The following is a 20,092-nucleotide window of genomic DNA, read 5'->3' as shown; positions in this document are numbered from 1 at the left end:
GGGTTGCGACGGTCCTATGTTGCGCATATGCCGCATCTGCCCAACGCCGTGCTGTGGTCGATCCCCGCCTTCGTCCTGCTCACCGTCGTGGAGATAGTGGCCTGCCGGCTGCACCCCGACGAGGATGCCGAGGGGTACGCGGCCAAGGACGCCGCGACCAGCGTCACCATGGGACTCGGCAGTCTCTTCTTCGATCTGGTGTGGAAGATCCCGATTGTGGCGGTCTACGCCGCGGTCCACGAACTCACCCCGCTGCGCGTACCGGTGCTGTGGTGGACGCTGCCGTTGATGCTGCTCGCGCAGGACTTCCTCTACTACTGGCTGCACCGCGGACACCATGTCATCCGCATCCTGTGGGCCTGCCATGTGGTGCACCACTCCAGCCGCAAGTTCAACCTCAGCACCGCGCTGCGGCAGCCGTGGACCTCCTGGACCGGCTGGGTGTTCTACCTCCCGCTCATCGCGCTCGGGGTGCATCCGGCCGCCGTGGCGTTCTGCTCCTCGGCCAGCCTCGTCTACCAGTTCTGGATCCACACCGAGCGGATCGGAACCCTGCCCCGCCCGGTCGAGCTGGTCTTCAACACCCCCTCCCACCACCGGGTCCACCACGCCTCCCAAGGGGGCTACCTGGACCGCAACTTCGCCGGGATCCTCATCGTCTGGGACCGGCTCTTCGGCTCCTTCGCACCGGAGACGGAACGGCCGGTCTACGGGCTGACGAAGAACATCGACACCTACAACCCGCTCCGGGTGGCCACCCACGAGTACGCGGCCATCGCGCGCGACGTCGCCGCGGCCGAGGGCTGGCGCGAGCGCGCGGGCCGGGTCTTCCGCGGCCCCGGCTGGACCCCCGTGGCCGCCGCTCCCGGGACCGCTGTCCCCGGGACCGCCGCCCCCGATGAGTCCGCGCCGGTGTCCGCCCCGCCCGCCGCGGCCGGGCCCGTCCCGGAGCGCACACGGGCCGCCGGGGCTTGAGCGCACCGGCGGCCCGTACGGGGATCCGCGGTCAGTCCGTCACTTCTTGACGGCGTCCAGGGCGTCGGCGATGCCCGCGCCGTAGAAGCCGTTGTACCGCGCGTCGCCCTCGCACACCGCGTCGGCCGTGCCGTCGCCGTCGATGTCGTACGGGTTCGGGCAGGCGGTGTCATCGGCCTGGCGCGCCAGGAGCGACTTCACCGCTTGCGCCGAGGCCTTCGGGTGGGTGCTCTTGATGAGCGCCGCGACCCCCGCGACGTGCGGGGAGGCCATCGAGGTACCCGCCATGTAGCCGTACTTGCCGCCGGGCAGCGTGTTGTAGATCAGACCGCTGGTGGCCGGGGGCGCGGGCTTCTGGTACGCGGTGCTGTCGCCGCCCGGGGCGGCGATGTCCACGACTCCCAGACCGTAGTTGGAGAACGAGGACTTCAGCCCCTTGGCGCCGGTCGACGACACGGTGACCACACCCGGCAGCTGGGTCGGGATGTCCAGGCAGACGCTCGGGTCCACCTCGCGGTCACCGGGGGTGGTGTCGTTCGGGCTGGAGGGGTCGGTGATGGAGTCCGCGCTGAGGTCGTAGTTCTCGTTGCCCGCCGCGGCCACGTTGACCACGCCCTTGCGCTCGGCGTAGCGGGTGGCCCGGGTGATGGCGTCGACCAGCGCCTTCTGGTCCGGGTCGGTGGTGCAGTTGAAGTACCACGGGTCGGTGTAATAGCTGTTGTTGGTGACGTCCACGCCGTGCTCGGCGGCCCAGACGAACCCGCAGACCACGGCCTCGGTGTAGAAGAACCCGGCGGTGGTGGACACCTTGATGCCGGAGACCTTCACGCCCGGGGCGACACCGGTGACCCCGACGCCGTTCTTCGCCGCGGCGATCTCACCGGCGACATGGGTGCCGTGCGGGCTCTCCTCCGCGCTCGGCCGCCAGGCGCCGTCGGAGGTGTCGGGCTTGCCGCCCACACAGTTGACCGAAGCCTTGCGGTCGAAGTTGGGCGCGAGGTCGGGGTGGGTGTCGTCCACTCCGGTGTCGATGACGCCGACGGTCACCTTCGGGCTGCCCAGGCTCTTCTCGTGCGCCTTGTCCGCCTTGATGGCCGGGAGGTCCCACTGGAGCGGCTCCAGCGGGTCCTGACCCGCCGTGGCCTTGGCCGCCGCGGCCTTCTGCTCCCGCTCGGTCGACACCTTCGGGGTGCCCACGTCGGTGGTGGACTGCGCGGTCAGCGGCGCGGTGCGGGTGGCACCGGCCGAGGTGACCCCGCGGACCGTGCGGATGGTCTTGGCGAAGTCCGGGTTGGCGGAGTGGACGACGATCACGCCGATGCGGTCGTACGAGACCACCACGGTGCCCCCGGCCTGGGCGATGGCCTTGCGGACGCGTCCCGCGTCCTGGTGCCCCGTACGGGTGTTGACGACGTAGCTCATCGACGGGCCGTCAGCGGTGGCCGGGGCCGCGGCGGGGGCGTGGCCGTCCCGCCCGAGGGCGTTGGCGGTGGCCGGGAGGAAGGCCAGCGCGGTGGTGAGAGCCATCGCGGCGGGTATCGCGGCGGTGCGCAGCGGCAGGGAGGAGCGGCGCGACGTCATGGGTACTCCGGTTCTCTGTGAGTGGACGTGAAGGGAGGGACGGGCGGACCGGGCCGGGTCGTCAGCATTTCCGGACCGGTGTCGCGGGCGCGCGTTCAGCGCGCCACCCGGGGGACGCGGTGGTGCCGGGTCCGGGCCGCGGCCCGGTGCCCCGGGCGCGTCGCCTCGGTGCCCCGGTGCGCCGCGAGGCCGGGGACGAGGCCGTGGAGGGAGGTGGTGCGGATGCGGTGGTGCGACGGCGACGGGCGCTGTCCGGCCCGCCGTCCGGGTCTGGGAGGAGCCGATCTCAGATGAGCCATGGGGTCTCCACATCATCCGTACGGACCGCCCCGGCGCGGATGATGCGCTGGGCGGGTACATGACGAAGGAAGCTATCGCTGATCAAGCCCGGCCATCAATGCATTCCGGAAGAAAACCCGCCACAGTACCCGGAGCCGATGGCTCCGGGGGCATCTTCTACGGCTTTCAATCAATCTTCTCCGTCTTTCAATCAACCGGACCCTGTTGGATGGCCCGGGCGCGGCCTACCATGCGTGATCTGGATCACCTATGCCGCCGTACCCGTCCCCACCAGGAGTGACCGTGGATACCGCACCGGCCAGCGATCGTCCCGGCGATCAACTGCGACAAGATCACCCGTCCTATGCCGAGGTGCAGGCGAGTGCGGAGTTCGCCGAACTGCGCGGTGCCCACCGCTCGTTCGCGTTTCCGCTGACCGTCGCGTTCGTCACCTGGTACCTGCTGTACGTGCTGCTGTCGAACTATGCGGGCGGCTTCATGTCGGCCAAGGTCGTCGGCAATATCAATGTGGCGCTGGTCTTCGGGCTGGCGCAGTTCCTGACCACTTTCCTGATCGCGTGGTGGTACTCCCGGCATGCCGCGGCGAAGCTGGATCCGCGGGCGGAGGCCATCAAGGCCCGGATGGAGGGTGAGGCATGAGCACCGCGGGTCACCTGCTGGCGGTTGAGAGCACCTCGGACAACCGGCCTCTGATCATCACTCTGTTCACCGTCTTCGTCCTGGCCACGCTGGCCATCACGGTGTGGGCGGGCCGCCAGACCAAGGACGCCAACGACTTCTATGCCGGGGGACGGCAGTTCTCCGGTTTCCAGAACGGTCTGGCGATCTCCGGGGACTACATGTCCGCGGCGTCCTTCCTGGGTATCGCCGGAGCCATCGCCCTGGCCGGCTACGACGGCTTCCTGTACTCCATCGGCTTCCTCGTCGCCTGGCTGGTGGCCCTGCTGCTGGTCGCCGAGCCGCTGCGCAACTCCGGCCGCTACACCATGGGCGATGTCCTGGCCTACCGGATGCGCCAGCGTCCGGTGCGTACGGCCGCGGGTGTTTCCACGATCGTGGTGTCGATCTTCTATCTGCTGGCGCAGATGGCCGGTGCGGGGGTGCTGGTCTCGCTGCTGCTGGGGATCACCAGTGAGGCCGGGAAGATCCTGATCGTGGTCCTGGTGGGGGTGGTGATGATCCTCTATGTCTCGATCGGGGGGATGAAGGGGACCACCTGGGTGCAGATGGTCAAGGCCGTCCTGCTGATCGCGGGCACGTTGCTGATCACGTTCCTGGTGCTGCTGAAGTTCAACTTCAATGTCTCCGACCTGCTGGGGGAGGCGGCGAAGAACAGTGGTCTGGGCAAGGAGTTCCTGGAGCCGGGGCAGAAGTACGGGGTCAACGCGACGTCCAAGCTGGACTTCATCTCTCTGGGTATCGCGCTGGTGCTGGGGACCGCGGGGCTGCCGCATATCCTGATCCGCTTCTACACGGTGCCCACGGCGAAGGCGGCGCGGAAGTCGGTGAACTGGGCGATCGGCATCATCGGTGGCTTCTATCTGATGACGATCGCGCTGGGTTTCGGTGCCGCGGCTCTGCTGAACCGTGATGACATCATCGCTTCGAACAAGGCGGGCAATACCGCGGCTCCGCTGCTGGCGGAGGAGATCGGTGGTGGCGCGGATTCCACCGGTGGGGCGATCCTGCTGGCGGTGATCTCGGCGGTGGCGTTCGCGACCATCCTCGCCGTGGTCGCCGGGCTCACCCTGGCCTCCTCGTCGTCCTTCGCGCACGATCTGTATGCCAATGTCATCCGCAAGGGCCAGGCATCGCAGAAGGAGGAGATCTCCGCCGCCCGCTGGGCCACGGTCGGCATCGGCACGGTCGCCGTGGTCCTCGGGGTCTTCGCCCGAGATCTCAACGTGGCCGGACTGGTGGCCCTCGCCTTCGCGGTCGCCGCCTCCGCCAACCTCCCCACGATCCTCTACAGCCTGTTCTGGAAGCGGTTCACCACCCAGGGCGCCTTGTGGTCGATCTACGGCGGGCTGGTGTCGTCGGTCTTCCTGGTGCTGTTCTCGCCGGTGGTCTCGGGCAAGGAGACCTCGATGTTCCCGGATGTCGACTTCCACTGGTTCCCGCTGGAGAACCCGGGGCTGATCTCCATCCCGCTGGGCTTCCTGCTCGGCTGGCTGGGCACGATGGTCTCCAAGGAGCAACCGGACCCCGAGAAGTACGCGGAACTGGAGGTCCGCTCCCTCACCGGATACGGAGCCCACTGACCGGTCCGACCGGGCCGGAAGCGGCCCCTCCACGGATCCACGGGATCCCGTGAGGTTCCTGAGGAAATCCGATCGTCACAGCTGTGGCGTACGCTGCGGGACAATTGACGTAGCGCACATCATGCATGCGAACTGGAGGGGCCGCCGCCATGCTGATCGACACCTACGGTCGCGTTGCCACGGACCTGCGTGTCTCCCTGACCGACCGATGCAATCTGCGCTGCACCTACTGCATGCCGGAAGAGGGCCTCCAGTGGCTCGCCAAACCCGATCTGCTCACCGATGACGAGATCGTCCGGCTGATCGGGATCGCGGTGACCGACCTCGGTGTCACCGAGGTCCGCTTCACCGGGGGCGAGCCACTGCTGCGGCCCGGCCTGGTCTCCATCGTCGAACGCTGCGCCGCGCTCACCTCGCGCCCGCAGATGTCGCTGACCACCAATGGCGTCGGCCTGGAGCGCACCGCGGAGGCGCTGCGCGACGCGGGTCTCGACCGGGTCAATGTCTCCCTGGACACCCTGCGCCCGGAGGTCTTCCAGGCGCTGACCCGGCGCAAGCGCCACGGTGACGTCCTGCGGGGTCTGGAGGCGGCCCGCGCCGCCGGGCTCACCCCGGTCAAGGTCAACACGGTGCTGATGCCCGGCCTCAACGAGGACGAGGCCCCCGAGCTGCTCGCCTGGGCCCTGGAGAACGCCTACGAACTGCGCTTCATCGAGCAGATGCCGCTGGATGCCCAGCACGGCTGGAAGCGCGACGGCATGATCACCGCCGGGGACATCCTGACCAGTCTGCGCACCCGCTTCACCCTCACCCCCGAGGAGGACGGGGAGCGCGGCTCGGCACCCGCCGAGCGCTGGCTCGTCGACGGCGGACCCGCCCGCGTCGGCGTCATCGCCTCCGTCACCCGCCCGTTCTGCCGCGCCTGCGACCGCACCCGGCTGACCGCCGACGGACAGGTGCGCACCTGTCTGTTCGCCCGCGAGGAGTCCGATCTGCGCGGCGCGCTGCGGTCCGGCGCCCCGGACGAGGAGATCGCCCGGCTCTGGCGGGTGGCGATGTGGGGGAAGAAGGCGGGGTCCGGACTGGACGACCCGTCGTTCCTCCAGCCGGACCGTCCGATGTCGGCGATCGGCGGCTGATCCGCCGATCCGCCGGCCCCGTTCGTGGTCGGCCGCCCGCCCGGATCAGCGTTCGGCGGCCGACCACTCCTCGAGCGTCACCACGTCCTTGAGGAACCCCCGCACCCCGAGGAACTGCGAGAGGTGCTCCCGGTGCTCCTCGCAGGCCAGCCAGGTCTTGCGCCGCTCAGGAGTGTGGATCTTCGGATTGTTCCAGGCCAGCACCCAGACCGCCGGGGCGCGGCAGCCCTTGGCGGAGCAGATCACGGCATCGTCTTCGGCGGGGGTCTCGCGGGTGTTCACACCGCAGACTCTACGGAAACCGCCCCGGACATGGCGACGCCGGGCAGCCACGGGGGGAGCCGCCCGGCGTCGGTCCGTCGCTCCGACGGGGGATGCGGAGCGCGTACGCAGTATGTCACGAGGGATGGGGCGCGGTGCACCGGAACTGCGCGATTGATCTGAGGTTTTCCTGAGTATATGGAAACGCGGCAGGTCAGCCGTGTCCCCCGCGTCCATCCTCGCTGGTATGTCCGATGTCTTCCGCGGCGGATTCCGCCTGCGAGCCGTCCGACGGCCCGTGGTGCGGCTCTTCGTGGTGCGGGGCGGAGACCAGCATGGGCCGCTGCGGCGGCGGGAGGTACGTGGTGGGCAGCGAAGGGGCGTTCTCCCGGCCCGCGTTGGCGATGACCACCGCGATGTACGGCAGCAGCACGCCCAACACCAGCGCCACGATGGCCACATGGCGCTCCACGTTCCACAGCACCGCGGCCAGTACGACGGAGACGGTGCGCACGGACATCGAGATCACATAGCGCCGCTGTCGGCCGCGCACATCGTCGGCCAGCCCCTGCCGGGCACCGGTGATCCGGAAGACTTCCGCGTCGCCGTGCTTCCGCATCACGTTCCACCACCTGCTCGAGGAGCGGGCCACCCCGCTCCGGGACGTATCCCACGTTACGCCGCGCAGCCGCCGGACTCGAGACCGGGGCACCCCGATGGGTGGCCACTCGGTTACGCCATGACATGGACCCGACGCTCCGACGTGCGCCGTAACCGAAACGGTCGAACACTGGAGGGAAATGCGCACCCCCACCGCGTCAGGAGGCGACATGAACTGGCTGTGGGCGATCGTCGTGGGAATCATTCTTGGTGTGATTGCCAGGGCGATCCTGCCGGGGAACAGGACATCCCACTGTGGCTGACCTGTCTCTACGGCATTCTCGGGGCCATCGTGGGCAACGCGGTGGCCGGGTGGATCGGGGTCAGACATACCGGAGGCTTCGACTGGATCCGGCATCTGCTCCAACTGGCCGGGGCGGTGGTCATCGTCGCCCTCGGCACGCCGCTGTGGCAGACCATCCGCCACGGCGGTAAACGGGAGCGGGCTTAGCACCGACCGGCCCGGCCCGCCTTACGCGGCGGCGGCCGGCGCGCATGGTGGATGCGCACCGGCCGCCGCTTCGTCGTCTCGCTCGACGCCGGAGCTACTGGGGCCCGGGGACTGGGCCCGGAGGCCCTACAGCCCCTGAATGTGGGCGATCTTCCGCCCGGCCTTGAGGTAGACGGCCCCGGAGGACCCGGTCAGCCCCGCCTCCGCCAGGGTCTCCGCGACCACCTCGGCCAGCGGCCGTACCGCCTGGGCCTCGGGCAGCACCACCGACTCCTGGCCGCCCTCGGTCTCCACCACCAGCCGCAGCCCGTTCTGCTTGGCGACCCGGCGGGCGGCCGAGGCGCTGGGCTGGAACTCCAGCACCTTGCTCAGCACGGTCGCCACCGTCTCCGAGCCGTGCTCGGCGGCGTCGACCACCGGCAGGGCGCCCAGGTCGGCGAAGGTCTTCTTCGAGAACTGGGCGATGAAGCCCGCGCGGGCCTTCATGGCCGCCTCGATGCCGTACAGCGCCGCGACGACCTCGCCCGCCAGGACCTTCTTCAGGTCCATCGGGTGCAGCGAACGGTCCTCCACCCGGGCGGTCGCGGCGGCGATCTCCGCGTCCGTCCACTCCGTCCACGCCTCCAGGTACGGCTTCATCAGCCGGTCCGGAATCGACATGATCTTGCCGAAGACATCGTCGGCGGTCGCGGTGAGCGGCACGTAGTTGCCCTTGGACTTGGACATCTTCGCGCCGGTGCCGTCGGTGCCCTCGATCAGCGGCATGGTGACGACGAGCTGCGGGGTCTGCCCGCGCAGCTCCATCAGCTTGCGCCCCATCTGCAGGTTGAGCAGCTGGTCGGCGCCGCCGAGCTCGACGTCGCACTCCAGCGCCACCGAGTCCAGACCCTGGGCGATGGGGTACAGCAGCTCGGACATGGTCAGCCCGGAGCCCGCGGCCAGCCGGTTGCGGAAGTCCTCGCGCTGGAGAAGCTGGGAGACCGGCACCTGGGAGAGCAGCGTCAGCAGCTCCGGGAACGTGAACGGCGCCAGCCACTCGCTGTTCTGCCGGAAGCTGACCTTCTCGAAGTCGAAGAACGGCCGGACCTGCTCCTGGTAGCCCGCCAGGTTCCGCGCGATGTCCTCGTCGGTCAGCGGCGGACGCTCCGCCGTACGGCCCGACGGGTCCCCGATCTTGGCCGTGAAGTCACCGATCAGCAGGGTGACGTCATGGCCCATCCGCTGGAAGCGGCTGAGGATGATCATCGGCACGACATGACCGAGGTGCACATCGGCCGCGGTCGGGTCGATGCCCAGCTTGATCCCCAGACCCCGGCCCTCGCCGCGCCGCCGCTCGATGCGCCCGGCCAGCTCGGACACGCCCGGCAGCACCTCGACCGTGCGGGAGGCGATCAGCTCCGCCTGGTCCTCGGGCGACAGGTCCGTCAGATCCAGATAGCGCCGCGAGCCCGTCTCGCCGAGCAGCCGCTCGACGGTGCTGTCGGAGGAGAGGTCCTGGCTGAGGAGCTCGGTGGCGCGGGCGACGGATTCGCCGAGGCGTGTCATGGGGTTCCTGAGTGACTCATGGGTGGACGGATGGGCGGGACCAGTCTATTCGGCCGGTCATACCCCCTTGCTGACGGAGCTCATGTTGAAGTCCGGGATCCGCAGCGCGGGCATCGCGGCCCGGGTGAACCAGTCGCCCCACTCACGCGGCAGTGTGCGCTCGGTACGGCCCGCCTCGGTGGCCCGGGAGAGCAGGCCCACCGGCGACTCGTTGAACCGGAAGTTGTTCACCTCACCGACCACCTCGCCGTCCTCGACCAGGTAGACCCCGTCCCGGGTGAGCCCGGTCAGCAGCAGGGTGGCCGGATCCACCTCACGGATGTACCACAGGCAGGTCAGCAGCAGGGCCGGGCCCTGGCCGCCGGTGGCCGCCACCATCTCCTCCAGCGACCGGGTGCCGCCCGCCTCCAGGATCAGGTTGTCGACCGCCGGGGCGACGGGCAGCCCGGTGAGCGCGGCCGAGTGCCGGGTGGTGAGGAGCTGGTTCAGCACCCCCTCGCGCAGCCAGTCGGTGGCCGTGAGCGCCAGCCCGTTGTCGAAGACCGATGCGTCGTCCCCCGAGGAGTGCGCGATCACGAACGGCGCCGCCTCCAGACCCGGTGCCCGCGGATCGCTGCGCAGCGCCATCGGCAGCGCGGACAGCTTCTCCCCGACCCGGGTCCCGCCGCCGGGACGGCTGAAGACCGTACGGCCCTCCGCCGCGTCCCGCGCCACCGACGACCACATCTGGTAGATCAGCAGGTCCGCCACGGCGGACGGGGGCAGCAGCGTCTCGTAGCGGCCGGCCGGAAGCTCCACCCGCCGCTCCGCCCAGGCCAGCCGCCCGGCCAGCTCGGCGTCGATCGCGGCCGGGTCCACGTCCCCGAAGTCACGCGTGGCGCGCCCGGCCCACGCCGACCGCGGTCCGCCGCCGTCCGCGGCCGGGGACTTGGCGTTGATCTCCAGGGTGCCGGTCGGCTGGTCATGGCGCAGCCGCAGCCCCGTGGAGGTGCCCAGATAGGTCGAGACGACCTCGTGGTGGGCGAAGCCGTACAGCTCCCGGCCGCCCGCGCGGGCCCGGGCGAAGGAGTCGCCGAGGGCGGGCGCGAAGGCCGTGAACACCGCGGAGGAGGTCTCGGCGGGGGAGTCGGTGAACCCGGGGGAGTCCGGCAGCGACGCGTCCCGGCCGACCAGCGGCCGCGCGTCCTCGGCCGGACCCGCCTCCCGGGCCGCCGCCTCGGCCGCCCGGACCAGCGGCTCCAGCTCATCCGCGGTGACCGCGGACCGGGACACCACCCCCGAGGCGGTGCCCTGCGCGCCGTCCACGGTGGCCACCACGGTCAGCGAACGGCCGCGGGTGACACCGTTGGTCGTCAGCGCGTTGCCCGCCCAGCGCAGATGGGCCGTGGACTTCTCGTCCGCGATCACCACACAGCCGTCCGCGCGGGACAGCTCCAGGGCGCGTTCGACGATCTCGTGCGGCTTGTACGACGCGGTCATCGCCCGGCCTCCTGGGTGGTGTTGAGGATGTTCACGCCGCGGAACAGCGCGGAAGGACAGCCGTGCGACACCGCCGCGACCTGCCCCGGCTGCGCCTTGCCGCAGTTGAACGCGCCGTGCAGCACATAGGTCTGCGGTCCGCCGACGGCCGCCATCGACCCCCAGAAGTCCGTGGTGGTGGCCTGGTAGGCGAAGTCACGCACCTGCCCCGCCAGTGCCCCGTTGCGGATGCGGTACGCCCGCTGCGCCGTGAACTGGAAGTTGTACCGCTGCATATCGATCGACCAGGAGCGGTCGCCGACCAGGTAGAGGCCGTTCTCGACACCGCCGATCAGATCCCCCGTCGACGGACCGCCCTCGGCCGCCGGCTGCAGCGACACATTGGCCATCCGCTGCACCGGAACATGGCTCGGCGAATCGGCGTACGCACAGCCGTTGGACCGCTCGAACCCGGTCAGCCGGGCGATCCGGCGGTCCATCTGATACCCCACGAGCGTGCCGTCCTTGACCAGGTCCCAGGACTGCGCGGCCACGCCCTCGTCGTCGTAACCGGTCGTGGCCAGCCCGTGCTCGGCCGTCCGGTCACCGGTGACGTTCATGATGTCCGAGCCGTAGGCCAGCTTGCCCAACTGGTCGAAGGTGGCGAACGAGGTCCCCGCGTACGCCGCCTCGTACCCCAGCGCCCGGTCCAGCTCGGTGGCATGGCCGATCGACTCGTGGATGGTCAGCCACAGATTGGACGGATCGATCACCAGGTCGTACGACCCGGCCTCCACCGACGGCGCCCGCATCTTCTCGGCCAGCAGCTCCGGCATCTCCGCCAGCTCCGCGTCCCAGTCCCACACCCCGGCCCCGGCCCCGGTACCGGTCAGGTACTCCCAGCCGCGTCCCACCGGCGGGGCGGTGGTGCGCATCGAGTCGAACTCCCCGGTCTGCGGATCCACCGCGAACGCGGTGAGCTGCGGATGCAGGCGTACCCGCTGCTGGGTGGTCGTGGTGCCCGCGGTGTCCGCGTAGAACTTGTTGTCCTGGACGGTCAGCAGATTCGCGTCCGCGTGCGCGACCCCCTCGGCCGCCAGCAGCCGCTCACTCCACTCCGCCAGCAGCGCGGTCTTCTCCGCGTCCGCCACGTCGAAGGGGTTGACCTCGTAGGACGAGACCCAGGTCCGGTCGGCGTGCACCGGCTCATCGGCCAGCTCCACCCGCTCATCGGACCCGGCCGCCTGGATCACCCGGGCCGACAGCTTGGCCATCTCCACGGCCCGCGAGGCGACCCGCGCGGCGGCGTCCATGGTCAGATCCACCCCGGAGGCGAACCCCCAGGCCCCGCCGTGCACCACCCGCACCGCGTACCCCACGTCGGTGGTGTCCGACGCCCCCGCGGGCCTGGCATCCCGCAACCGCCACGCGGCACTCCGCACCCGCTCGAACCGGAAGTCGGCATGCTCAGCCCCGAGCGCGCGGGCCCGCGCCAGCGCCGCATCCGCGAGCGCCCGCAGCGGCAGCGCGAGGAAGGACGGATCGATCTCGTGCGCCACGGGCGACTCCCCTTCGTCGGTGTGTCCGATCGATGTGCTTCTCGAAGTTCTCGGTCGGCAGTGAACCATGCCGCCCTGAGCCCGCGGTGGCACTGCTCCATCTCCATGCGACGGTCCGTGGGCTCTCGATAGAGCCGTGTCGGCGAGGCGACGTCTGCTGTCATACCAGCGGCATGACCGTCCGACTGTTACGGGTAGTCACGGGCTCATCGGGAACTGATGCTCTGGCGTGTAGCCGTTGTTCGGGTAACTGGGACTTATTCTAGGTCGAGAAGAATGGACGGGTGTCACCTGCGACTACAGTGACTACGTCGCAAGGTGCGATCTGGCTGACCGTGCGAGATTGCGCAATTCTTGCCATTCTGTGGCGTCCTGGACCGCTGCTTCAGTCCACATTGAAGGACCCATTTCCGTCATGAGCTTCAAATGTTCATCGACCGGTTGAATCGTGGTGATCAAGGCATCGGAAATCAGTCCTTCCTGAGCTTTTCCGATCGCGAGATGGTGTATGTCATCGAATTCCAGAGCGAGTTCATCGACGTCCACGCCCAGATCGTGTACGTAGCTCAACTGTTCGTCGGCATGCCAGGTCAAGCGGTCCAGAGCGGTTACCAATTGTTGGAGAAGTCTATCGACCTTGAATGTGCTCATCGGATGATACCTCCCAAGTCTCCTTCCTGCCCGCGGACTCTCCAGTATGCTCCTTCTCCGTGATGCCCGCCGCCGGGATGCCACCGAAGCATTCGTCCTGTTGGATGACCGCGTTCGGTGTACTCCCGGAGTACCCATCCTTGGCCCTTATGGGCCCCTCTGCCCAAGGTTTCCTCGCGCCAACCAGGTTCATTTACGAGAGCTCCACGAACTTGATCCGGTGTCACTCCTCCGCTCAGGATATTGGGATTATTCATTATGTCATCAATCCCCTGTATTGAGCCGACGGGGCCTGCCTCCTCGCGAAGTTGCTGGCGAAGCCTTTCGCCATTCGCGGCATTAGACGGTCCGTCGGGGCCCCTCCGTCCATTCTCGCACTCGGGCGCCAAGCCGAGCGGGTCGATACTGAACTGAGGGTTTGATATATACGCAACTGGATTCAGTGACGGAGCCAGTCCGAGAGGGTCCGGTGAGGCGTAGCGCGCCGTCTCCGGGTCGTAGTAGCGGAAGTAGTTGTAGTGCAGGCCCGTTTCGGGGTCGGCGTATTGGCCGGGGAAGCGGAGGGGGCAGTCCACCGATGCGGGGCCCGGTGGGGTGGGGAGAGGCGTGCCCCAGAGGGTGGTGCGGGGGTGCCAGGCCAGGGTGCCGTCGGGGGCGATGAGTTCGGTGGGGGTGCCGACCAGGTCCGTGACGATCGCGTGGAAGCGGGTGTCGTACTCGGTTCCGGCTAGTGCCGACGTCGTCGTCTGGGATATCGGGCGGTGGGTGCCCGGGGCGTAGTCCCAGGTGGTGGTGTGGCCGGCGGCCGTGGTCTGTTCGGCGACGCGGGTGCCGTCCCAGGTGAAGTCGATCCGCTCGGCCACCGTGTCGTCCGCCGCGAGGCGGCGCTTGGCGGTACGGCGGCCCAGGGGGTCATAGGTGTAGCGCCAGCGGGCGCCGTCCGGGGTGGTGGCCTGGGTGAGGCGGTCCTCCGCGTTCCAGGTGTAGGTCCAGGTGCGGCGCTGCCCGTTGAGGAGGCGGCGGGTGCGGCGGGTCAGACGGCCCTGGGCGTCGTGTTCGTAGGTTGTGCGGTTGTTCTCGCCGCCCGCGGTGCGGATGAGCGTGCCGCTGAACTCGCGCGGTCCGGGGGAGGGGTGCTCGGGGGCCCCGGCCGCCGTGAGGTTGCCCGCGCTGTCGTACGCGTAGGTCTCGGTCCAGCCGTTGGCATGGACGGCGGTGACCCTGCCGACCGGATCGAGGTCGAAGGTCCGGGTGCCCGAGGTGAGTTCGCGGATCTCGGTGAGGTGGTCATCCGCGCGGTAGGTGTAGGCGCGGTGCTGGATGAGAGCCGAGGCCGGGCCGGTGACGGTCTGGGCCGTCATACGGTCCAGACCGTCCCAGGTCTGCGAGAGCGTCACATCGGCACCGAAGGTGCGGGACGTCTCGCGGCCCGCCGCGTCGTAGCCGAAGCGCAGAGCGTTGTCCGCCGTGGTGAGCGACACCGGACGGGACGCCGCGTCGTGGGTCCACGCCGAGCGCACCCCCGCCGGGGTGATGCGCTCGGTGCGGTGGCCGGCCGCGTCGTAGGCGTAGGAGGTCGTACGACCGTCGACCGTCTCGGTCAGGATCCGACCCAGGGCGTCGTAGTCGCGGACCAGTTCCGTGTCCGGGTTCGCCGCCGCCGTCAGGCGGCCCACGGCGTCGTAGGCGAAGGTCGTCTCGGTGCCGTCGTCGGCGCGGGTGGCGACCGTACGGCCCAGGGTGTCCCGCCGGTAGTGCAGCCGCTCGCCCGCGCCGTTGGTACGGGAGGTGACCCGGCCCGCGGCGTCGTGCTCGTACGACAGCGTGCGGTCGTTGAAGTCGGTTTCGGAGATCAGCCGCCCGGTGCCGTCGTACGTGTAGGTCCAGGTGAGGCCCTGGGGGTTGGTGACCTGGGTCAGTTGTAGCTGGCTGTCATAGGTGAAGCCGTATTCGGCCCCGTCGGGGTCGGTCCGGGTGGCGAGGAGGTCAAAGTGGGTGTGGGTGTGGCGGGTGGTGTTGCCCGCCGGATCCGTGTGCTGGAGGAGGTTGCCTTCGGCGTCCCAGGCCCAGGTCTCGCGGCTGCCGTCGGGGCGCTCGCGCCAGGCGGGCTTGCCTTCGATCGTCCACCCTTGACGGGTGATGTGGCCCAGGGGGTCGGTGACGCGGGTGATGCGGCCGTGGGTGCCCCGGCGGACGGTGGTCGTGTTCCCCAGCGGGTCGGTGACCTCGACCGGTAGACCGGTTGGGTCGCAGACCACGGTGGTGGTGTTGCCCAGCGGGTCGGTGACCGAGGTCAGGTTGCCGGAGTCGGCGTCGTAGGCGTAACAGGTGTCCGCGCCCGTCGGGTCCGTGGCCCTGGTGAGGTTGCCCCGCTCGTCGTACGCGTAGCGCCATACCGCGCCATCCGGTTCGCATACCTCCAGCGGTCGGCCGTAGGCGTCGTAGTCGGCCGTGGCCGCCGTGCCGTCCGGGCGGTCGACGCGTATGAGGCGGTCGGAGCCGTCGTACGCGTAACGCGTCGTGTGGCCCAGCGGATCGGTCACCGACAGCGGCAGGCGGCGGCCTTCAGGGGCCCACTCGGTGCGAGTGGTGTTCCCCAGCGCGTCGGTCTGAGCCACGGTCCGGTAGTCGTCGTCGAAGACGTAGGTGGTGCGGTGGCCGAGTGAGTCGGTGTAGATCGTGGTGCGGGACGCCGCGTCGTAGTGGAAGCGGCTGGCCATCATGTCGTCGGAGCCGACGGTGCGCAGCACACGGCCGCGGTGGTCGTAGACGTAGGCGAAGCGGGTGCCGTTGCGGTCGGTCCAGGAAGTGACGCGGTGGTGGTCGTCGTAGGTGAACCGCATTGGGTCCGCCGAGGAGTTGTAGACCTCGGTGAGGTCTCCGGCATCGTCGTAGCCGAAGGACACCAGGGTGGTGCCCGTCTCGGTGTCGCCGACGCCCAGCAGCCGCAGCGCGGTGATGCGCAGCAGTTCCGGATCGGTGTCGATCGCGATGCGGTAGCCGCCGGAGTGCGCCACCTCCCGTGGGGCGCCCTCCTCGTCATAGGCGAAGGTGAGGGACCTGCCGTTGCGGTCCTCGATCGTCCGGAGAGGGAGCTCGTTGCCCTCCGCACCTTCCAGGGGCGCGAAGTGGAGGGTGGTGCCCTGCCCGGGGATGTCGATCCGCATGGTGCCGCCCACCGTGCCGTCCCACCGCAGCGGCCAGCGCGGGCCCCGCGCCGGGTAGGTGTCCTCCCCGGGAAGGGGAACCGCGTAGCGCAGCACCATGCCGTCGGCTGCGACGAACACGATCCCCTCAGCGTCCAGCTCCAGCCGCTGGTCGAGGGTGGCGGCCCAGGTGGGGCCGAACCAGCCGCCGCAGGTGTGTCCGGAGACGAAGGTGCGCTCCAGAACCAGCGGCAGTGCTCCGGGCAGGGACACATCCGTGGCGGGCAGGACCATCTCGCCGGTCGCGACGTCGACCGGGTCGTGATCACAAGTCCTGTCCCCGGTCTCCTGGTCGTGGCTGCCCTTTCGGCCGGCCTTCCGACGTGCCTCGCCGTCCCGGCCGAGCGCCTTCCGCCGTGCGGCCAGCCGGCTGGCGGCTCCCTTGCCGGTCTTCAGACCCCTGCGCAGCGCGCTCGCGCCCCCGGTGGCCAGGGCCAGCAGCAGTGACGGGCCGATCTCGCCCGCCGTACGCAGCGGATCCTGGGACCACCCCTTCCAGTTCTGGACGGCCTTCGCGAACTCCTCGGGGTGCTGGGCCAGATACGTCGCGCCGTCCGCCATGCCTGCGAGCTGCATCGAGAATCCGCCCAGGTCCCCCTTGAGCAGCGAGGCGGGGAGTTCAGCGATACCGAGGATGCCGTGATGGGCCTTCCACAGCCCGTCCTTGAGGCTTTCCTTGCGTTCGTCCCAGTTGCTCGGCTTGTCCGGAGCCTTCTTCGTCGCCTCGTCGACCTTCTTCTTCGACGCGTCGACGACCAGTTGCAGCTCTTCGATCAGCTTGTCCAGCCGCTCGACACAGCGCTCCATCGCCGAGACGCCGGGATCGGTCTCCGAGGGCCGGTCCGGCAGCTGTTCATCGCCGCGCTGGACCGCGTCGTTGTAGGTCTCGACTTTCTTGTTGTGCGCCTTGGACGCCGCCCGCGCCGCGTCCGCGTCATCGATGATCGGCTGACAGCGCTTCTGCACCGAGCGCAGCTTGCGGGCATAGGAGGCCAGCGCACTGGCCGCATGCGTGAACTCGTCGTGACCCGACGCCAGCTCCTTCGGCAGCCGGTCGACCGCCTTCCGGAACTCACCCGCGCCCCGGCCCTGCCAGTCATCCGCACCCAGCGGCCGCAGTTTGTCCTTGCCGTCCTGGAACGCGCCCGCGTACGCGCGCAGTTCCACCACCAGATCGTCGATATCGCCCGGCTTGCCGGGGATCAGATCCTCGACCTCGGCGCCGGCCGGTATGCGTATCTGCGGGGTCCGCCCCGCGTCCGGATCCCCCATCAGGACTCATCCTCATACTCACGCACGATCTGGTCCCTGAACTTCTGCAGGCCCGAACTCTCCGGACGCTTCTCCATCTCCGGCGCGCCCACGTGCTCCCAGGACCAGTTGCCGGCCGCGCCCTGCGGGAGTTTGGCCATGTTCGCGTCCGACGGCCAGAAGTCCTTCACCCGCATCAGATCCGCCAGCATGTACCCGGCGATCGCCTCATACAGCCGCTCCACCACCACATCCGCGTGGTCCGCGAGCTCACCCATCCCGAACCCCCACGCCTTGATGAACCCCTCACCCGAGGAAAGGAGTTCCGGCGCGCCGCAGTGCTTGAGATAGGCCGACAGCTTCTCCTGGCCGTTCTTGACCGCCCGGGCCCCGACCACCGACTCCTCCAGCGGAGCGATCACGCTCTTCACCGAAGCGATCTCGATCTTGTAGCCGTCGGCGCCCTCGTTACCGCCGTACTTACCGTGCTCACCACCCTCGGACGGAGCACGGTTCACATTCCTCGCGTCAGGGTCACCCACGACCCTCCCCCTCCTGCTGAACCTCCGCCTCGCTCAGCACCCCCGCGTCCAGCAGGAACGGCCGCTCACCCAGCGGGTCCACCAAGGCCCGCACACCCTCCGGCAACAACCCCACCAGGTCCTCGGCCGTCGTCGACGCCCAGGAACACGCGCCCGCGAACCGGGCCAGCCCCTCGACCGTGGTGAACACCGCCACCAGCGGGCCGCCCTCCGGTGTCTCCGAGACCAGGAAGCCCGGGTTCTCCGGACGCTGGAAGTACAGGCGCATCGCACGCAGCGCCGCCCACTTCTCCCGCTCCGACATCCCCGCCGCGGTCTCCGCGCGTACGAGATCCGCCAGTGATTCCCCGCCGCCCCGACCTGGCGAACGCTGATTCCCGCCCCCAAACATGCGCGCCATCATCACACAGGTGATCGACACCTTGCGTGACCGACACACCGCTCTTCGCAGTCGCCCCGCGGCAGCGCGCCACGCCGGTGGTGTCGGGCGCGCGCTCCAAGGGCTTCTGTAGGAAGTCAACAGCGACCGCGGGGCGGCCCTGTGCGTGATCGATTCTCCGAAGCGGCTTCCGGCCCGATAGTTTTTCTGCAACAAGGGTCGGCACATGCGTGGCGTCCAGTACGACATCAACAAGAGAAGGTGGTCCCTTGAGCCGCTCGGTTCTCGTCACCGGAGGCAACCGCGGCATCGGCCTCGCCATCGCGCGTGCCTTCGCCGACGCTGGCGACAAGGTCGCCATCACCTACCGGTCCGGTGAGCCGCCGGCCGGGTTCCTCGCGGTGAAGTGCGACATCACCGAGGCCGAGCAGGTCGAGCAGGCCTACAAGGAGATCGAGGAGAAGCACGGTCCGGTCGAGGTCCTGATCGCCAATGCCGGGATCACCCGCGACCAGCTGCTGATGCGGATGACGGAGGAGGACTTCTCCGCCGTCCTCGACACCAACCTCACGGGCACCTTCCGCGTGGTCAAGCGGGCCAACCGCGCCATGCTGCGCGCCCGCAAGGGCCGTGTCGTGCTGATCTCCTCCGTCGTCGGACTGCTGGGCGCGGCGGGACAGGCCAACTACGCGGCCTCCAAGGCGGGCCTGGTCGGCTTCGCCCGTTCCCTCGCCCGTGAGCTGGGCTCGCGCAACATCACCTTCAACGTGGTCGCGCCCGGTTTCATCGACACGGACATGACGCGCGCGCTCAGCGACGAGCAGCGCGAGGGCATCGTGCAGCAGGTGCCGCTCGCCCGCTACGGACAGCCCGAGGAGATCGCCGCGGCGGTCCGCTTCCTGGCCTCCGACGAGGCCGCGTACATCACTGGAGCCGTCATCCCTGTCGACGGCGGATTGGGCATGGGTCACTGAACGTCATGAGTGGAATTCTCGCCGGTAAGCGCATCCTGGTCACGGGCGTCATCACCGAGGCCTCCATCGCCTTCCACGCCGCCAAGCTGGCCCAGGAGGAGGGCGCCGAGGTCATCCTCACCGGCTTCGGCCGGGTCTCCCTCGTCGAGCGGATCGCCAAGCGGCTGCCCAAGCCCGCCCCCGTGATCGAGCTGGACGTCCAGAACCAGGAGCAGCTCGACGGACTGGCCGACAAGGTGCGCGAGCACCTCGGCGAGGGCGTCGACCTCGACGGTGTGGTGCACTCCATCGCCTTCGGCCCCCAGGGCGCCTTCAACTTCCTCGAGGGCAGCTGGGAGGACGTCTCCACCGCGGTACAGGTCTCGGCGTACAGCCTCAAGGCGCTCACCATGGCCTGCCTGCCGGTCATGCCGCGCGGCGGCTCGATCGTCGGCATGACCTTCGACGCGCAGTTCGCCTGGCCGAAGTACGACTGGATGGGCGTGGCCAAGGGAGCCCTGGAGGCGACCAACCGCTACCTCGCCCGTGACCTGGGCGCGAAGAACGTGCGCTGCAACCTGGTCTCGGCCGGGCCGATCAAGTCCATGGCCGCGAAGTCCATCCCGGGCTTCGAGGAGCTCGCGGACGTGTGGAACCACCGCGCCCCGATCGGCTGGGACCTCACCGACCCCGAGCCCGCCGGGCGCGGCGTCGTCGCCCTGCTGTCAGACTGGTTCCCGCGCACCACGGGCGAGATCGTGCACGTCGACGGCGGTGTGCACATGATGGGCGCCTGAGCCCGTCCCGTAGCGCACCGCACGGTATGACGGCCGTGGGCCCGCCCCCCCCCCCCCCCCGGGGGGGGGGGGGGGGGCCGCCCCGGGGGGGGGGGGGGGGGGGGGGGTGTGCCGAACCGGGGC

Annotated in this window: 16 protein-coding genes and 1 pseudogene; 7 read left to right on the top strand and 10 right to left on the bottom strand. The window is 69.5% G+C overall.

The annotated features are described in order from the left end of the window. The first annotated feature begins 27 nt into the window (after positions 1-27). Entirely contained in the window at positions 28-975 is a 948-nt protein-coding gene (locus NMK44_RS37635) for a sterol desaturase family protein (RefSeq protein ID WP_254751936.1), read from the top strand. 39 nt (positions 976-1,014) lie between these two features. Here NMK44_RS37635 and NMK44_RS37630 read toward each other — a convergent pair whose 3' ends face one another. Next, positions 1,015-2,556 (bottom strand): S8 family peptidase, encoded by a 1,542-nt coding sequence (locus NMK44_RS37630; protein ID WP_254751934.1) that lies wholly within the window; start codon positions 2,554-2,556, stop codon positions 1,015-1,017. Between the two features lie 582 nt (positions 2,557-3,138). Here NMK44_RS37630 and NMK44_RS37625 point away from each other — a divergent pair. From NMK44_RS37625 to moaA, 3 genes are all read left to right on the top strand, one after another. Beyond that, positions 3,139-3,495: a DUF485 domain-containing protein gene (locus tag NMK44_RS37625; protein ID WP_254751931.1), complete on the top strand. Its 357-nt coding sequence runs from the start codon at positions 3,139-3,141 to the stop codon at positions 3,493-3,495. Further along, positions 3,492-5,117 carry a monocarboxylic acid transporter gene (locus tag NMK44_RS37620; RefSeq protein WP_254751929.1) on the top strand — a complete coding sequence of 542 codons (1,626 nt, stop codon included), beginning with the start codon at positions 3,492-3,494 and terminating at the stop codon, positions 5,115-5,117. The genes NMK44_RS37625 and NMK44_RS37620 overlap by 4 nt, the downstream gene beginning before the upstream one ends. Before the next feature lie 149 nt (positions 5,118-5,266). Next, positions 5,267-6,256 (top strand): GTP 3',8-cyclase MoaA, encoded by a 990-nt coding sequence (moaA, locus tag NMK44_RS37615; RefSeq protein WP_254751927.1) that lies wholly within the window; start codon positions 5,267-5,269, stop codon positions 6,254-6,256. 45 nt (positions 6,257-6,301) lie between these two features. Here the strand turns inward: moaA and NMK44_RS37610 are convergent, their stop codons facing one another. Beyond that, entirely contained in the window at positions 6,302-6,538 is a 237-nt protein-coding gene (locus NMK44_RS37610; protein WP_254751925.1) for a hypothetical protein, read from the bottom strand. A gap of 193 nt (positions 6,539-6,731) precedes the next feature. Next, positions 6,732-7,136: a DUF3099 domain-containing protein gene (locus tag NMK44_RS37605; protein ID WP_254751986.1), complete on the bottom strand. Its 405-nt coding sequence runs from the start codon at positions 7,134-7,136 to the stop codon at positions 6,732-6,734. 211 nt (positions 7,137-7,347) lie between these two features. Between NMK44_RS37605 and NMK44_RS37600 the strand changes: the two are divergent. After that, positions 7,348-7,628 (top strand): annotated as a pseudogene (locus tag NMK44_RS37600) (GlsB/YeaQ/YmgE family stress response membrane protein). 126 nt (positions 7,629-7,754) lie between these two features. Here NMK44_RS37600 and tyrS read toward each other — a convergent pair. The 7 genes from tyrS to NMK44_RS37565 form a co-directional block, all read right to left on the bottom strand. Beyond that, the gene (gene tyrS / locus NMK44_RS37595) at positions 7,755-9,173 is read right to left on the bottom strand and encodes a tyrosine--tRNA ligase (RefSeq protein WP_254751923.1); all 1,419 of its coding nucleotides are present in this window, start codon (positions 9,171-9,173) and stop codon (positions 7,755-7,757) included. 57 nt (positions 9,174-9,230) lie between these two features. Then, positions 9,231-10,652: a metallopeptidase TldD-related protein gene (locus NMK44_RS37590; RefSeq protein ID WP_254751921.1), complete on the bottom strand. Its 1,422-nt coding sequence runs from the start codon at positions 10,650-10,652 to the stop codon at positions 9,231-9,233. Then, positions 10,649-12,190, bottom strand: a complete 1,542-nt coding sequence (locus NMK44_RS37585) for a TldD/PmbA family protein (RefSeq protein ID WP_254751919.1) — start codon at positions 12,188-12,190, stop codon at positions 10,649-10,651. Before NMK44_RS37585 ends, NMK44_RS37590 begins: the two co-directional genes overlap by 4 nt. A gap of 306 nt (positions 12,191-12,496) precedes the next feature. Further along, complete coding sequence (locus NMK44_RS37580) at positions 12,497-12,841, bottom strand: hypothetical protein (protein ID WP_254751917.1); 345 nt, start codon at positions 12,839-12,841, stop codon at positions 12,497-12,499. Beyond that, a complete protein-coding gene (locus NMK44_RS37575; RefSeq protein WP_254751915.1) occupies positions 12,838-17,319 on the bottom strand; it encodes a putative T7SS-secreted protein in 4,482 nt (1,493 codons plus the stop codon). Before NMK44_RS37575 ends, NMK44_RS37580 begins: the two co-directional genes overlap by 4 nt. After that, positions 17,319-17,840, bottom strand: coding sequence for a hypothetical protein (locus tag NMK44_RS37570; protein WP_254751912.1), 522 nt, complete (start codon positions 17,838-17,840; stop codon positions 17,319-17,321). The genes NMK44_RS37575 and NMK44_RS37570 overlap by 1 nt, the downstream gene beginning before the upstream one ends. Beyond that, entirely contained in the window at positions 17,833-18,144 is a 312-nt protein-coding gene (locus tag NMK44_RS37565; protein WP_254751910.1) for an SseB family protein, read from the bottom strand. The genes NMK44_RS37570 and NMK44_RS37565 overlap by 8 nt, the downstream gene beginning before the upstream one ends. A 344-nt stretch (positions 18,145-18,488) precedes the next feature. Here NMK44_RS37565 and fabG point away from each other — a divergent pair, with 344 nt between their 5' ends. Together fabG and fabI are read left to right on the top strand one after the other, a co-directional pair. Continuing rightward, entirely contained in the window at positions 18,489-19,193 is a 705-nt protein-coding gene (fabG, locus tag NMK44_RS37560; RefSeq protein WP_254751907.1) for a 3-oxoacyl-[acyl-carrier-protein] reductase, read from the top strand. A 5-nt stretch (positions 19,194-19,198) separates the two neighbouring features. Then, positions 19,199-19,969, top strand: a complete 771-nt coding sequence (gene fabI / locus NMK44_RS37555) for an enoyl-ACP reductase FabI (protein ID WP_254751905.1) — start codon at positions 19,199-19,201, stop codon at positions 19,967-19,969. The last annotated feature ends 123 nt before the right edge of the window (positions 19,970-20,092 follow it).

Origin of the sequence: Streptomyces cucumeris (assembly GCF_024295805.1) — a bacterium.
Classification (GTDB): Bacteria; Actinomycetota; Actinomycetes; order Streptomycetales; family Streptomycetaceae; genus Streptomyces; species Streptomyces cucumeris.
The sequence above is the reverse complement of the archived record's forward strand: the minus strand, read 5'-3'. Positions and strand labels throughout refer to the sequence as shown.